Origin of the sequence: Nonomuraea ceibae (assembly GCF_019396325.1) — a bacterium.
Classification (GTDB): domain Bacteria; phylum Actinomycetota; class Actinomycetes; order Streptosporangiales; family Streptosporangiaceae; genus Nonomuraea; species Nonomuraea ceibae.
On the sequence record NZ_JAHKRO010000071.1, the window covers coordinates 37100 to 51571 of the forward strand.

At 72.9% G+C, this 14472-nt stretch carries 13 protein-coding genes; 5 read left to right on the forward strand and 8 right to left on the reverse strand.

Going from position 1 to position 14472, the window contains the following annotated elements; translation table 11 throughout:
* Window positions 1–46: 46 nt before the first annotated feature.
* Window positions 47–745 (reverse strand): response regulator, encoded by a 699-nt coding sequence (locus KME80_RS33065; RefSeq protein ID WP_219510471.1) that lies wholly within the window; start codon window positions 743–745, stop codon window positions 47–49.
* Window positions 742–2343, reverse strand: a complete 1602-nt coding sequence (locus tag KME80_RS33070) for a sensor histidine kinase (RefSeq protein WP_246646164.1) — start codon at window positions 2341–2343, stop codon at window positions 742–744. The genes KME80_RS33065 and KME80_RS33070 overlap by 4 nt, the downstream gene beginning before the upstream one ends.
* Before the next feature lie 128 nt (window positions 2344–2471).
* On the opposite strand from KME80_RS33070, the gene KME80_RS33075 reads away from it, so the two are divergent.
* Both KME80_RS33075 and KME80_RS33080 read left to right on the forward strand, forming a co-directional pair.
* Window positions 2472–3089 carry a class I SAM-dependent methyltransferase gene (locus tag KME80_RS33075; protein WP_219510472.1) on the forward strand — a complete coding sequence of 206 codons (618 nt, stop codon included), beginning with the start codon at window positions 2472–2474 and terminating at the stop codon, window positions 3087–3089.
* On the forward strand, window positions 3089–4270 hold the full coding sequence (locus KME80_RS33080) for an acyl-CoA dehydrogenase family protein (RefSeq protein ID WP_219510473.1): 1182 nt from the start codon (window positions 3089–3091) through the stop codon (window positions 4268–4270). Before KME80_RS33075 ends, KME80_RS33080 begins: the two co-directional genes overlap by 1 nt.
* A 120-nt stretch (window positions 4271–4390) precedes the next feature.
* Here KME80_RS33080 and KME80_RS33085 read toward each other — a convergent pair whose 3' ends face one another.
* From KME80_RS33085 to KME80_RS33095, 3 genes are read right to left on the reverse strand one after another with little or no spacing between them, the layout of a single operon-like run.
* On the reverse strand, window positions 4391–5170 hold the full coding sequence (locus KME80_RS33085; RefSeq protein ID WP_219510474.1) for an enoyl-CoA hydratase/isomerase family protein: 780 nt from the start codon (window positions 5168–5170) through the stop codon (window positions 4391–4393).
* Complete coding sequence (locus KME80_RS33090) at window positions 5167–6081, reverse strand: alpha/beta hydrolase (protein WP_219510475.1); 915 nt, start codon at window positions 6079–6081, stop codon at window positions 5167–5169. Before KME80_RS33090 ends, KME80_RS33085 begins: the two co-directional genes overlap by 4 nt.
* A 10-nt stretch (window positions 6082–6091) precedes the next feature.
* Window positions 6092–6778: a gamma-glutamyl-gamma-aminobutyrate hydrolase family protein gene (locus tag KME80_RS33095; protein ID WP_219510476.1), complete on the reverse strand. Its 687-nt coding sequence runs from the start codon at window positions 6776–6778 to the stop codon at window positions 6092–6094.
* A gap of 434 nt (window positions 6779–7212) precedes the next feature.
* Between KME80_RS33095 and KME80_RS33100 the strand changes: the two genes are divergently transcribed.
* On the forward strand, window positions 7213–8340 hold the full coding sequence (locus tag KME80_RS33100) for a globin domain-containing protein (protein ID WP_219510477.1): 1128 nt from the start codon (window positions 7213–7215) through the stop codon (window positions 8338–8340).
* A 3-nt stretch (window positions 8341–8343) separates the two neighbouring features.
* On the opposite strand, the gene KME80_RS33105 is transcribed toward KME80_RS33100, so the two are convergent.
* Window positions 8344–9135 carry a helix-turn-helix domain-containing protein gene (locus KME80_RS33105; protein ID WP_219510479.1) on the reverse strand — a complete coding sequence of 264 codons (792 nt, stop codon included), beginning with the start codon at window positions 9133–9135 and terminating at the stop codon, window positions 8344–8346.
* A 143-nt stretch (window positions 9136–9278) separates the two neighbouring features.
* Here KME80_RS33105 and KME80_RS33110 point away from each other — a divergent pair, with 143 nt between their 5' ends.
* Window positions 9279–10358, forward strand: coding sequence for a WD40/YVTN/BNR-like repeat-containing protein (locus KME80_RS33110; protein ID WP_246646165.1), 1080 nt, complete (start codon window positions 9279–9281; stop codon window positions 10356–10358).
* A gap of 3 nt (window positions 10359–10361) precedes the next feature.
* Window positions 10362–10670 (forward strand): ubiquitin family protein, encoded by a 309-nt coding sequence (locus KME80_RS33115; protein ID WP_053174846.1) that lies wholly within the window; start codon window positions 10362–10364, stop codon window positions 10668–10670.
* 6 nt (window positions 10671–10676) lie between these two features.
* Here KME80_RS33115 and thyX read toward each other — a convergent pair whose 3' ends face one another.
* Complete coding sequence (gene thyX / locus KME80_RS33120) at window positions 10677–11387, reverse strand: FAD-dependent thymidylate synthase (protein ID WP_219510481.1); 711 nt, start codon at window positions 11385–11387, stop codon at window positions 10677–10679.
* 100 nt (window positions 11388–11487) lie between these two features.
* Window positions 11488–14097, reverse strand: coding sequence for a M4 family metallopeptidase (locus KME80_RS33125; protein ID WP_219510483.1), 2610 nt, complete (start codon window positions 14095–14097; stop codon window positions 11488–11490).
* Between the last annotated feature and the right edge of the window lie 375 nt (window positions 14098–14472).

Genomic DNA, 14472 nt, shown 5'->3' on the forward strand with positions numbered 1-14472 from the left:
TCGGTGGTGAGAGCAGAAGGATCGCGCCCGCCCCCTCCCCCGGTCGTCAGCCTGACGGGCTACCCGCCGGTCCGCCACGCGGCGGACGGACGGTGCGGAAGGAGGCGTCGACGAGGCCGGCGCGGTGCGCGACGACGGCGGCCTGGATGCGGTTGCGCAGGCCGAGCTTCTCCATCGCGGCGGCGATGTGGGTCTTGACGGTGGTGACGCCGACGTGCAGCTCCTCGGCGATCTCGGCGTTGGACAGGCCGGTGCCGACGAGGGCGAGCACCTCGATCTCGCGTTCGGTGAGGCCGCGCGGGGCGGGGGCGGCGGCCTGCTCCTCGGCGTCGAGGAAGCGGTCGACGACGCGGCGCAGCACGGAGGGGGCCAGGAGCTGCTCGCCGGCGTGGGCGCGGCGGACGGCGTCGACCATGCGCTCGGGCTCGTCGTCCTTGACGAGGAAGCCGACGGCGCCGGCGCGCAGGGCCGCGTACACGTTGGAGTCCTCGGCGAACGTGGTGAGGACGACGATGCGGGTGGACGGCCGGGCGGCCAGGACGCGGCGGATGGCCTCCAGCCCGTCGACGCGGGGCATGCGCAGGTCCATGAGGATGACGTCGGGCAGGTGGCGTTCGGCCAGCCGGACGGCCTCGGCGCCGTCGTCGGCCTCGCCGACCACCTCCATGTCGCTGTTGGCCTGCAGCAGCATCCGCACGCCGGCGCGGACGAGCACCTGGTCGTCGGCGATGAGGACGCGGATCACGCGTTGCCCCTGGCGGCGGGCAGGCTGGCCGCCAGCAGCCAGCCGCCGTCCTCGTCGGGCCCGGCGGTGAGGGTGCCGCCGAGGGTCTTGACGCGCTCGCGCATGCCCGCCAGGCCACGCCCGGAGGAGGGCAGCCGTTCGATGCCGGTGGGCGGGCGTCCGTTGCGGATCTCGACGGCGAGGCTGTCGCCGTCGGCGCGGACGCGGACGCGGACCTCGGTGCCGGGTCCTGCGTGTTTGAGCACGTTGGTGAGGCCTTCCTGGACGATGCGGGCCGCGGAGGTGCGGGCGAGCAGCGAGGTGTGGTCGGTGGCGGGGTCGAGGTCGAGGTCGACGAGGAGCCCGGCGGCGGACATCCGTTCGGCGGCCTCGCGGACCACGTCGGCGGGGTCGGCGAGCAGGTCGGGCTGGCGGTCGGGGTCGCGCAGCAGGTCGATGAGGCCGCGCAGGTCCTCCAGCACCTGGTGCCCGGTCTCGCGGATGTCGGTGAGGGCGTCGGCGACGGGCCCGTCGGGGGCGGTGTAGCGGGCGGCGCTGGCCCGCAGCACCATGGCGCCGACGTGGTGGGCGACGATGTCGTGCACGTCGCGGGCGATGCGCTCGCGTTCGGCGAGCTGGTCGGCGCGGACCTGCGCCACGGTGAGCCGGGTGGACTCCCGTACGCGCAGCCGTTCGGCGGCGGCGGCGGCCTGTTTCATCCCCAGGTAGCGGCCGATGGCGACGGGGGTGATGACGAGGGCGCAGAGCACGGCGGCGCGGAAGCCGGTGACCTCGGTGCCGGGCCCGACGACGGCGATGGCGGCGAGCAGGCAGGTGGCCAGGTAGGCGACGACGGTCCAGGTCCAGGAGGCGACCCGCATCGCGAACACGCCGAGGGCGATGAGCGTGAGCACCAGGCAGCTGTTGACGACCTCGGGCAGGTAGCTGTCGGCGGCGACGAGCACGATGCCCTGGAGGAGGAAGACGAGGCCGGGCAGCCGCCTGGCGACGCCGAGCGCGAGCCCGGCCCCGACGGCGAACAGGCCGATGACCCAGGCGGGGTGGCCGCCGCTGTGCCAGCTCGTCCAGGTGCTGAGGACGGTCTGGGCGACGCCGCCGGCGGCCAGAAGCACGTCGGGGGTGACGTCGCGGTGTTCGAGCTCGCCTATCGAGCCGCGCAGGTAGCCGCCGACGATCACGGGGAAGACGGTGATGCCCGCGGCGTACATCAGCGAGGTGCTGGTGAAGGCGATGCCGGGGTCGGCGAGGTTGAGCCCGGTGGCGACGCCGCTGGCGGCCATCGCCATGATCACCGATCGCCAGCCGGCGCTGTAGGCGGTGACGCCGACGGCGACGAGCAGCAGCACCTGGGCGGTGTTGGAGCTGAAGGCGTCCAGCCGGTCGGTGCAGATCAGCGCGACCGACAACCACAGCGCGGTGGGCAGCGGACAGCGCCGCACGAACCCCATGGGCGCGCCGACCAGCAGCGCGAAGGGTCCGACCGTGTATGCGGGCGGCAGGTCGCCGATCCGCGCCTGGCCGGACATCAGCAGGTCGAGGCTGACTCCGGCGGCGGCGAGGAGCAGGTCGAGGGGCGCGCCACGCCAACGCCAACTCATGCGTCAAAGGTATCCAGGTGGCACTCGTGGACAGTCCTCCCGGCGGAGGATGGCTTCTCCTCCTACTGGCCGGATCCCCGGCCCGATGACGGACTCCCGTACACGATCTTCGCACTTACCGTCGGTGCATGCCCAACGACAGCGCACTGTTCCTCGGTCAGTTCCTGCGTGCCCCGGCGACCATCGGCGCGTTCGCGCCCAGCTCCCAGCGGCTGGCTTCGGCGGTCTGCGCGCCGGTGCCCGAGCGCGGCGAGCCCACCGTCGTCGAGCTGGGACCGGGCACCGGCCCGTTCACGGCGGAGATCCAGCGCCGGCTGGCCGGGCGGGGGCACCACCTTGCGGTGGAGCTGAACGAGCCGATGGCGGCGCTGCTGGCCGAGCGGTTCCCGGCGGTGGACGTGGTGCACGGCGACGCGGCGGAGCTGACCGGGCTGCTGTCGCAGCGCGGCCTGCGGCAGGCGGACGTGGTGGTGAGCGGGCTGCCGTGGGCGGCCTTCCCGACGGAGCTGCAGCTCGCGCTGCTGGGCGCGGTGACGGCGGCGATGAGCCCGGCGGGGGCGTTCACCACGTTCTCCTACATCCACGCGATCCCGATGAGCTCGGCCCGCCGGTTCCGGTCGCTGCTGTCGGAGCGGTTCGAGGAGGTGGTGGCGGGGCGCACGGTGTGGCGCAACGCTCCCCCGGCGTTCGTCTTCCACGCGCGGCGCCCTCGCCCGCCGGCAGAACTTCCTTCTACGATGATGTGATGGACTTCACCCTCCCCGAATCCGCGCTGGCCGTGCGGAGCGGCGTGGCCGCCATCTGCTCCCGCTACGACCTGGACTACTGGCAGCGCTGCGAGAGCGACAAGCGCTGGCCGCAGGAGGTGTGGGACGAGCTGGCCAAGGGCGGCTGGCTGGGGCTGGCGGTGCCGGAGCGGTTCGGCGGCGGCGGGCAGGGGCTGCTGGAGCTGGCCGTGGCCACCGAGACGATCGCGGCCTCGGGCGCGGCGGGCGGGTCGGCGTTCACGTACGTGCTCACGCCCGGGTTCGGGGCGCTGACGCTGAGCCGTCACGGCAGCGCCGAGCAGCAGGCGGAGCTGCTGCCGTCGCTGGCGACGGGCGAGGTGGAGACGTGTTTCGCGCTGACCGAGCCGGACGCCGGGTCCAACGCGCTGGCGATCACGACGTCGGCGCGTCGCGACGGCGGCGACTACGTGATCAACGGGCAGAAGATCTGGATCACCGGGGTGCAGCGGGCCACCTGGATGCTGCTGGTCGCCCGGACGATCCCGGCGGCCGAGGCGCGCCCGCGCAGCGCCGGGCTGACGGTGTTCCTGGTGAACGTGCCCGAGGCGGTCGCGGCGGGAACGCTCACCTACCGGCCGATCCCCAAGATGGGCGCCAACACCACGCCGTCCAACCTGGTGTTCCTGGACGGCGTGCGGGTGCCCGCCTCGCGGGTCGTGGGGCGGCCGGACGAGGGCGCGGCCGTGCTGTGGGACATCCTCAACCCCGAGCGCGTCCTGCTGGCCGCCTCGGCGCTGGGCGGGGCCGAGGTGGCGCTGCGCGTCGCGGTCGACTACGCGAAGCAGCGCGAGGTGTTCGGCCGGCCGATCGGCGCCAACCAGGCCATCGCGTTCCCGCTGGCCCAGGTCAAGGCGAAGATCGAGCTGGCCCGCCTGATGATCTACAAGGCGGCGTGGTCGTTCGACCGGCGGCTGCCGTGCGGCACCGAGGCCAACATCGCCAAGCTGACCGCGTCGCAGGCCGCCTGGGAAGCGGCCGACGCCGCGTTCCAGACGCACGGCGGGATGGCCTACTCGCTGGAGTATCCCGTGGCCCGGCTCCTGGCCGACGCCCGGATCGGGAAGGTGGCACCTGTGACCGAGGAGCTCCTGCTCAACTACCTCGCGACCCAGGTGCTCGGCCTGCCCCGCGGCTTCTGACCCTCGCGGGCCGCTGCTTCGTCCCCCCGGGCGGCGTTCTCGGCCCCGGCAGACAGGCCCTGGGTCTGTCGCCCCGCTCCGCTCTCCGCCTACCCGCGGGGCGGGGGCGAAACCACTTGTTCAGCCGAACGACGGGGGACGCTTCTCGCGCAGCGCACGGACGCCTTCGGCCACGTCGGGGCCGGTGAAGCCGAGGAACTCCATGGCCAGCGAGGCGTCGAAGGACGGCCCGGCCAGGCGCAGCCAGTTGTTGAGCGCGTACTTGGTGAGCCGGACGGCCTCCTGGGCGCCGGCGGCGAGCCGGACGGCGAGGCCGAGGGCGGTCTCGTGCACCTCGTCGTCATCGACGCAGAGGCTGACCAGGCCCATCCGCTCGGCCTGCTCGCCGGTGACGGGCTCGCACAGCAGCAGGTGGTATTTGGCCTTGGCCAGCCCGCACAGCAGCGGCCAGACGATCGCGGCGTGGTCTCCGGCGGCGACGCCGAGCCGGGTGTGGCCGTCGATGACGCGCGCGGTGCGGCCGGCGACGGAGATGTCGGCCAGCAGGGCGACGGCGAGCCCGGCGCCGACGGCGGGGCCCTGGATGGCGGAGACGATCGGCTTGGAGCAGTTGATCACGTTGTAGACGAGGTCGCGGGCCTCGGCGAACACGCGCATCCGGGTGGCGTGGTCGCGGGTCATGTCCTCGATCATCGACAGGTCGCCGCCGGCGGAGAACGCCTCGCCCTCGCCGCGCACCACGACGGCGCGCACGGAGTCGTCGCCGTCGATGTCGCGCCAGATCCCGGCCAGCTCGCGGTGGCCGGTGGCGTCGACGGCGTTGAGCTTGCCGGGCGCGCTGATCGTGACGCGCAGGACCCCGTCGGCGGGCGTGTCGGTGGTGAGCCGCTCGTAGGTCACAGGAACTCCCTCAGCCGCCCGGCCACGTAGTCGCGCGCCTCGGCGGCCTGGTCGAACAGGCGCGGCAGGCCGAAGAAGCCGTGCACCGCGCCCTCGAAGCGGCGCACCTCGACCGGCACGCCCGCCTCGGCCAGCCGTTCGCCGTAGCGCTCGCCCTCGTCGCGCAGCACGTCGCAGCCCGCCGTGACCACGGTGGCGGGCGGCAGCCCGGCCGCCGACTCCAGCCGCAGCGGCGCCAGGCGCGGGTCGGCGCGGTCGGCGTCGCCGGCGTACTGCCGCACGTACCAGTCCATCTCGGCGGCGTCGAGGCCGTAGCCCTTGGCGAACTCGCGGTAGCTGGGGGTGTCGAGGGCGGCGTCGAGGACCGGGTAGACGAGGACCTGGTGGGCCAGCCGCAGCCCGGCGTCGCGGGCCTGCCAGGCGGCCACGGCGGCCAGGTTGCCGCCCGCGCTGTCGCCGATCACCGCCACGCTGCCGGTGCTCTGGTAGAAGGCGGGCCGGGCGAAGATGTCGCGCAGCACGGTCCAGGCGTCGTCGGCCGCCGCCGGGAACGGGTGCTCGGGGGCCAGCCGGTAGTCGACCGAGACGACGACCGCGCCGGTGCGGATGGCGAGGTCGCGGCCGAGGGCGTCGTTGCGCTTGACGCTGCCGAACACCCAGCCGCCGCCGTGGAAGTAGACGAGCACGGGCAGCGGCTCGTCGCCCCGGTCGGCGCGGTAGATGCGGATCGGCACGTCCTCGGCCGTCTCGTCGCGGACGAACGGCAGCTGCGGCAGCGGCCCGCGCTGCTCGGCGAACCCGTCGACGGCCCGCAGCTCGTGGATCTTCTCCAGGTCGAGCGTGGCCAGGTCGGTGTTGAGGTCCGACGGGTAGGCGGCGACGTAAGCCTGCGCCTGGGGGTGCAGCGGCATGATCCGAAGCCTAGCGGGCCGCTTCCACGAGCGCATCGAACAGGCCGTTGTCGTCGCCGCGTTCGGGGTGCCACTGCACGCCGACGGCGAAGCGGTGGCCCTGCAGCTCGACGCCCTCGACGACCTGGTCCTCGGCCCAGGCGACGGCCAGCAGGCCGGTGCCCAGGCGGCGCACCGACTGGGTGTGCGGGGCGACGACCTCGACGTGGTCGCCGACCGCCTTGCCGAGCTTGCTGGAGACGCTGACCTGGATGCGGTGGCGGGCGCCGGCCTCGCCGTGGCGGTCGCTCTCCAGCATCTCCGGCAGCCACGGGATGAGGGTGCCGCCCTGGGCGACGTTGAGCACGTGCATGCCGCGGGCGATGCCGAGGACCGGCACGTCGGCCCGCACGGCCGCTCGGGCCAGGGCGAGCTCGAAGCGGTCGCGCTGCGGCTGGGGGGCGGGGGCGCGCTCGTCCTGCTCGTCCCCGTAGGCCGACGCGGCGACCTCGACGCCGCCGGTCAGCACCACGCCGCGCAGGCCGCGTACGTAGTCGTCGACCGCGTGGGGGGCGAGCGGGGGCAGCACCACGGGCGCGCCGCCGGCCCGTTCGACGGCCTTGGCGTAGGCCGGCGGTGAGAGCACGGCCTCGCGTACCCAGACGTCCCAGCGGGCGGCTTCGAAGTAGGCGGTGATGCCAATCAGCGGTCGGGACATGGCGATCTCCAGGGGGCGCTCTCTCCGGTGTGGCGTCGCCGGTCGCGGCAGCCACAGGCCCATCATGGCGCACTCCATTTCGCCTATGTCGCTTCTCCCACAGATCTCCTCGCTCCTGCCCGTCTGACGTTCTCCGGGTCCGGCGGCACTCTCGCGCCGCACGTGGGAGGGGAGATATGAAGAGAATTATCATTCATATTTATCGGCCTAAATCCCATTGACGCTGAATGCTGCTAATAACCCTCCAGTTACGGATAGTTCAGATCCGCACCTCATTGGGGTGAATCGGTTGTGAGGTCCAGGAGGTGGTGTAACACTGGATTTCGAGCGATCGGACGTGCCGGGGTACTCCGGACGCTCGTCACCCGGAGCCGTCAGGGAGGTGGGACGACACGACCGGAATGCGTTTCCGGTCAATAGGACGGGTTGGGTATATGTCGTTGAATCCGCGCCTGGTCAAAGAGAGCTTCTCCATCATCGAACCGGTGGCCGGCAAGGCGGCCGCCTACTTCTACGGCCGCCTGTTCGCCGAGAACCCGCACCTGAGGGGCATGTTCCCGCCCTCGATGGACGTGCAGCGGGACCGGCTCTTCCATGCGCTGACCCGCATCGTGTGGAGCCTGGACAGCCCGGACAGCATGGCGTCATACCTGGGGCAACTAGGGAGGGACCATCGCAAGTACGGCGTCGTCGCCGACCACTACAGCGCCATCGGCTCGGCTCTGCTGGCCACCGTGCGGCGCTTCGCCGCCGCCGTCTGGACCGCCGAGATCGAGGCCGCCTGGGTCGCGGCCTACGAGGCGGCCGCCACGCTCATGATCGAGTCGGCCGAGGCCGACGCCGGGGTGTCACCCGCGTGGTGGCTGGCGGAGGTCGTCGACCACGAACGCCGCCGCCCCGACATCGCGGTCGTCACGCTGCGCCCCACGCAGCACCTCCCGTTCACCGCCGGGCAGTACGTCAACGTGCAGACCGCCCGCTGGCCCCGGGTGTGGCGGACGTTCAGCATCGCCAACGCGCCGCGTCCCGACAACACCGTCCGCCTGCACGTGCGCTCGGTCCCCGGCGGCTGGGTCTCGACCACGCTCAACCGCGACACCCGCATCGGCGACACCGTCATGCTGGGGCCGCCGATGGGCACGCTGGCGCCGCCCGGCGAGGGCACGCGCGACCTGCTGTTCGTGGCGGGCGGCACCGGCCTGGCGCCGCTGAAGGCGATCATCGAGCAGGTGATCGCCTCCGGCGGCCGCCGCGGCGTCCACCTGCTGTACGGCGCCCGAACCCCCGGCGAGCTGTACGACCTGCCCGACCTGATCAGGATGGAGGCGTCGTACCCGTGGCTGCGGGTGCTGCCGGTGGTGTCGGACGAGCCGGGCTACGACGGGCTGCGCGGGCGGCTGCCCGAGGTCACGCAGCGCTTCCACTCCTGGGCCGAGCACGAGGTGTACGTGTGCGGCCCGCCCCCGATGGTGAACGAGACGGTCCGGCGGCTGCAGGGCGACGGCGTGCCGCTGTCACGCATCCACCGCGACGTGGTGCACGGGGAGGGGTGGATCGCCTGAGCGTCACCTGAAGGCGGCGGCGGTCTCCTCGTCGTTCGGCCAGAACGTCTCGATGGCCAGCTCGGAGACCGTCACGTCCACCGGCGTGCCGAAGGTGGCGATCGTGGTGAACATCGACAGCACCCGGTCGCCGTCCCGGATGCGCAGCGGGATCAGGATGTCGGCCGGCCCGGGCGCGCGCACCACGTTGAGGTCCACGCCCGGGTAGGTGTAGGCGGCGAGCTCGTCGTGCAGCTCGGCCAGCCGCCCGCTGCCCGACATCTCGGCCTGCCTGCGCAGCTGGTGCAGCAGGTGGGCGCGCACCTCGGGCAGGTTGACCAGCCTGCCGCCCATCGCGTCGGGGTGCAGCGACAGCCGCATCACGTTGACCGGCTCGGTCAGCAGCTCCGCCGGCGCGCCCGCCATGAACATCGCGGCCGCGGCGTTGGCGGCCACCAGGTCCCAGTTCGCGTCCACGACCAGCGCCGGGTACGGCTCGTGCCCGGCCAGGATCTTGTCGAGCGCCAGCCGTACGGACTCCATCTCCGGCGCGCGCACCTCGCGCTCGGGGAACACCGGCGCGAAGCCGGCGGCGACCAGCAGCCGGTTGCGGTGGCGCAGCGGCACCTCCAGCTCCTCGGCCAGGCGCATGACCATTTCGCGGCTCGGCTTGGCCCGCCCGGTCTCCAGGAAGCTCACGTGCCGGGAGGAGACGTCCGCCTCGATCGCCAGGTCGAGCTGGCTCACCCGGCGCCGCTGCCGCCACGAGCGCAACAAATCACCAAAAGTCTCATCTTGTATAGCAATGGCTCCCATGTCTGGCACCGTAGCGCTTCGCGGGAAGTGTCTCGATTACCTCCTGGGTAATCGTGCGGCAAATCGCCCAGTCCTCGCCAGTGCCCGCGCACGGCAGGGAACCACGTGGCACGATGGCCGGAAGCGAACATGGGAGCGATGCCATGACTGACGCAATGCTCGCGATCGGCACCCGCAAGGGCCTGTTCCTCGCCCGCTCCTCCGGCGGGAGCGCGTTCGAGATCGAGCCGATCCAGTTCTCCACGGTCGCGGTGCACGCGGTGGCGATCGACACCCGCGGCACGACCCCCCGCCTGCTCGCGGGCATCGAGTACGGCCACTTCGGCCCGTCGGTGCTCTACTCCGACGACCTCGGCAAGACCTGGCAGGAGGCCGACCGGCCGCCGGTCGCCTTCCCGGACGACACCGGGGCGACGCTCACGCGGGTCTGGCAGCTCACCCCGTCGCCGTCGGAGCCCGGCGTGGTCTGGGCGGGCGCCGAGCCGGCCGCGCTGTTCAGGTCCGAGGACGGCGGCGTCACCTACAGCCTCGTCGAGGGCCTGTGGGAGCACCCGCACCGCCCGCAATGGCAGCCGGGCGGCGGCGGGCTGTGCCTGCACACGATCGTCTGCCACCCGTCCGACCCGCGCGTGATGGCGATCGCCGTCTCGGCCGCCGGCTTTTACCGCACCGCCGACGGCGGCCTCACCTGGGAGGCCGCCAACCAGGGCATCCGCGCGCCGTTCCTGCCCGAAGGACAGCAGTACCCCGAGTTCGGGCAGTGCGTGCACAAGGTCGCCATGCACCCGTCCCAGCCCGGCCGCCTCTTCCTGCAGCACCACTTCGGCGTCTACCGCAGCGACGACTTCGGCGGCACCTGGCACGACATCGGCTCGGCGCTGCCGTCGGACTTCGGCTTCCCGATCGTGACCCACCCCGCCGAGCCCGACAGCGTGTACGTGCTGCCGCTGCACGCCGACGTGGACCGCACGCCCGTCGATCACCGCTACCGCCTCTACCGCAGCGACGACGCGGGCGGCGCCTGGCGCCCGCTGGAGCGCGGCCTGCCCGAGGGGCCGGTCTACGCGACCGTGCTGCGCGACGCGATGACGTTCTCCGAGGCCGGGCTGTTCTTCGGCACCCGCGACGGCGAGGTGCACGGCTCGCGCGACGCCGGTGAGACCTGGGAGCCGGTCGCCCGGCACCTGCCCGACGTGCTGACCGTGCGCGCGGCGGTGCTGTGATCCATGGCCAAGTCCGTGACCATGGTGGTCTTCGTGCTGCCCGCCTCGCTGCGGCGCTGGGTCAGCGGCCGTACCGAGGTGAAGGTGTTCGCGGTGGGCGCCGACCATGAGTCGCCGCCCACGCTGGGCTCGGCCCTCGACATGCTGCGCCGCACCCATCCGCTGCTGGAGGAGCGGATCCGCGACGACTACGGGCGCATCCGCCGCCACATCAGCATGATCGTGTGCGGCGAGAACTCCCGCGGCCTCGGCGGCCTCGACTGCGCGCTGCCGCCGGGCGCCGAGGTCTACGTCCTGCCCGCCCTGGCCTGAGCCCGCCTACGGGGCGACGCGGCCGTTGGCGACGAAGGCGGCGTGGGTCAGGGGCATGAGCTCCGCCCACACCGCCTCCATCCGCTCGGCCACCATCTCGATCTCCCGCTGCGGGAACGACTTGACCCGGGCCTGCTCGTGCTGCGTGCGCAGCGACAGGAAGTGCATGAGCGAGCGGGCGTTGCAGGTGGCGTACATGGTGGAGAACAGGCCGACCGGCAGCACCGCGCGGGCCACCTCGCGGGCGATGCCGGCCTCCAGCATCTCCTCGTAGGCGGCGTAGGACTGGCGGTAGGACTCCTCCATCCGCTGCGTGACGAGCTTGTGCTGCTCGGCGGTGCCGTCGACGAACACGTAGCGGCCCGGCTTGCCCTCCTGCACCAGCTTGCGGTCCTCCCCCGGCACGTAGAAGGACGGCTGCAGCTCGCGGTAGCGGCCGCTCTCCTCGTTGTAGGACCAGCCCACCCGGTGGCGCTGGAACTCGCGGAAGACGAAGATCGGCGCGCTGACGAAGAAGGTCATGGAGTTGTGCTCGAACGGGCTGCCGTGCCGGTCGCGCATCAGATAGTTGATCAGCCCCTTGGACCGCTCGGGGTCCTTCTCCAGCTCCGCCAGCGACTGCTCGCCGGCCGTGGACACGCGCGCCGCCCACAGCACGTCGGTGTCGGACGCGCTGTGCTTGACCAGCTCCACCGTCACGTCGTCCAGAAACCGCACTCGAGGATCCCCCTTCGTCTCGACACAGGCCGCCCGCCATCGTACGCCCGCCGCGCCCCCCTCCGGAGCGCGGCGGGCGGACGTGGGCCAGGTCAGCCCGTCAGCAGCGGCCGGCCGGCCGGTGGCGGGTGACCAGGTCGGTGTCGGCCGCGGTGCCGTCCAGCCACAGCACCTGCCGGTCCTCGCCGGCGGCGAACAGGTACTGGTCGCCGCGGTTGCACGAGACCCGTTCCAGCTCGCCGCCCGCGATCGGCAGCTGGAACAGCTTGGGCAGGTCGTCGTTCGTCAGGCCGAAGCCCATCTGCTCGGCGATCGTGACGTAGCCGTCGCTGGCGTCGAGCCAGTAGGACATCGGCGCGTCGGGGCCGTCCGGGACGAGCGTGGTCACGCCCGTGCCGTCCAGGCCCGCCCGGCTCAGGCCGGCGGTGTAGTCGCCGTCCTCGTTGTGCGTCCAGACGGCGTACCGGGAGGTCAGCACCAGCATGCCGGCCCGCGAGCCGGGCACCGGCAGCACCGTCTCCCTCCCGGTCGCCACGTCGTACACGGCCGGGACGCGCTCCGCGCCGCGCACGCGGACGTAGCCGAGCCTGCCGTCCTTCAGCGACGGGAACACGCCGGTCACGTCCTCGGCGGCGGTGACCAGGACCGGCGCCGCGCCGCCGCGCTTGACCCAGATCTCGCTGCGCTGCGTGGCCAGGTCCTGCTCCTCCCAGGCGACGACGTCGCCCTCGACGGCCAGCTGCACGAGGTAGCCGGTCGTCTCGTGCACCGTCGTCTCGGGGGCGCCGCGATCCAGCGGCCTCGACAGGATGCGGAACCGGGTCTGGGCGTCGTCGAAGGACCCCCACACGGCCCGCTCGCCGTCGGTGACGGGGATGTAGTTCCACTCGGCGTTCTGCGACAGCCTGACCAGGGCGCCGCCGCGCAGCCGCCCGGTGTGGACGGAGCTGGGCTCATCCGCGGAGGCGCTGTTGTTCATCACCACGTAGCGGCCGCCGGCCAGGTCCGGGGCGAAGAACGCCTCCGTCAGCCCGTCGGCGACGACGCGGCTGTCGGTGCGGATGCGCCGGTCCCAGCCCGGCTTGATGCCGTGCCGGTCGAACGCCAGCGCCACGGCCAGCCGGTCACGCGCCGGCAGGCCCGCCGCGCGGGCGGCCGACTCCACGGCGCGGCGGCCGTCCAGGAACTCGTCCAGCGGCGTCATGTACTCCGTCAGCGCCTTGTAGACTAGCTTGTCGGCCTTGGCTCCGCCGATCTTCTCCCGGATGTCCCACAGCGCGCCGGAGAAGATCGTCGAGTTGAGGTGCACGCCGCCGCCGTCCAGGCTCACGGTCACGCCGATGTAGTCCTCGGCGGCGTCGCGGCCGTCGTCCAGGTCGCGGATCGCGCACTGGGCCGGCGGCAGCGTCTTGCACAGCCGCTCGCCCAGCAGGCTCGCGTCCGGGTCGGACATGGGGATGCCGAGCGCGTCGACCTCCACGGCGTTGCCGAAGTAGTCGGCCAGGCCCTCGTTCATCGCGCCCGACTGGCCCAGGTAGACCAGGTCGGCGCTGTTGGTGATGACGCCGTGGGTCATCTCGTGGCCGACGACGTCCAGGCCCGCGGCGAACGAGTGGTAGTCGGCTCCGCCGCCGCCGTAGACCATCTTGGTGCCGTCCCAGAACGCGTTGGCGAACGGCTGGCCCTCGAGGGTGACGTTGACGACCGAGTACATGCTGCCGCCCGCGCCGTCGAGCCCGTCACGGCCCAGGCCGCGGTAGAACGCGTACACCTGGCCCGCGCCCCAGTGGGCGTCCACCGCGCCGCTGGCGGTGTGCTGCGGGCCGAACCGCGCGGTGGCCGACTCGGCGAGCTTCGCGTCCGCGGGGACGCCGCCGCCGAGGAACTCGGTGACGTCCCGGCCCGCGGCGTCGTAGGTGAGGATCTCGCCGGTCGTCCCGTTCCACATCGGGCGGGAGCGGTCACGCAGCTCGTGCGCGCCGTCGGCGCGCCGGAAGGCGGGGAACGTCACCTCGCGGCCGTCCGAGGTCGCGCCGCTCGCCTCCACCGGCCCCTCGGGGGCCGCGAAGTGCAGCCGGTCCACCGCGAACAGCGGGCGGCCGGAACGGGCGTCCACGTACGCGTCGCGCACGAACGGGCGCCCGGCCGTCACACCGCTGAGCGGCACCCGCCAGGCCAGCACGCCGGCGCCGCGCGGCACCACGACCAGCTCGCCCGCGCCGGCCTTCACCGTCCGCCGGTCCGTCCGGTCGCGGACCAGCGTGGCGACCGCCAGCCGCCCGGCCAGCTCCGCGCCGACCGTGGGGACCGGGTCGACCTTCAGCTCGGTGAGGAACCGGCCGCCCGCCCCGGTGACCGTCCGCACGCCGTTCTCGGTGCGGAAGTGGACCAGGTACTGGCCGCCCAGCACCGGCAGGTTCCGGTAGCGCTGGGCGAACCTGACCGTCTCGTCCTTGCCATCCTTGACCGTGCGTAAGTGCACCAGGTCGGTGGGATTCAGGTGATACCGCGGATCGGCCAGGTGCGCCTTGGCCGCGGCCACCGGGTCCCCCGCCGCGGCGGGCTCGGCGAGCCCGCTCACCTCGGCGGGAGCCTCGGTGCCGGCGCGCGGCTCCACCGCGGGCGGCGGCGGATCGTCGGCGTGCGCCGTTCCGGGTACGGCCAGCGCGACGGTCAGCGCGGCCAGGAGAGTGATGGGACGCCAGGACACGACACCTCCAGGTGTGGCGTAGGGGTCTGGCGCCCTCGATCATGACCGCGCCCTTGACGATCAGACAAATAACGATTCGATCACCCAAATCAGGAAATTCCCCTCACCAAACCGCCCCACCGAACCCGCACCCCCCACGGGAGCGCACTTCCCCGCCCAGCTTCCTCACGGGCGCGGCCCCCACAGGCGCCTCTCACGGGCGCGGCCCCCACAGGCGCCTCTCAAGGGCGCAGGCCCCCGACGGGCGTACCGCGGGGCGGCCTCTCTCCCGGGTGGACCCACCTGGATGTGGCGGGCTGGGGTGCGGCGGACGCGGTGTAGCGGGGGCCTGGGGTTGGGCGGGGCCTTGGGGTTGGGGCGGGGCCCTGGCGGGGG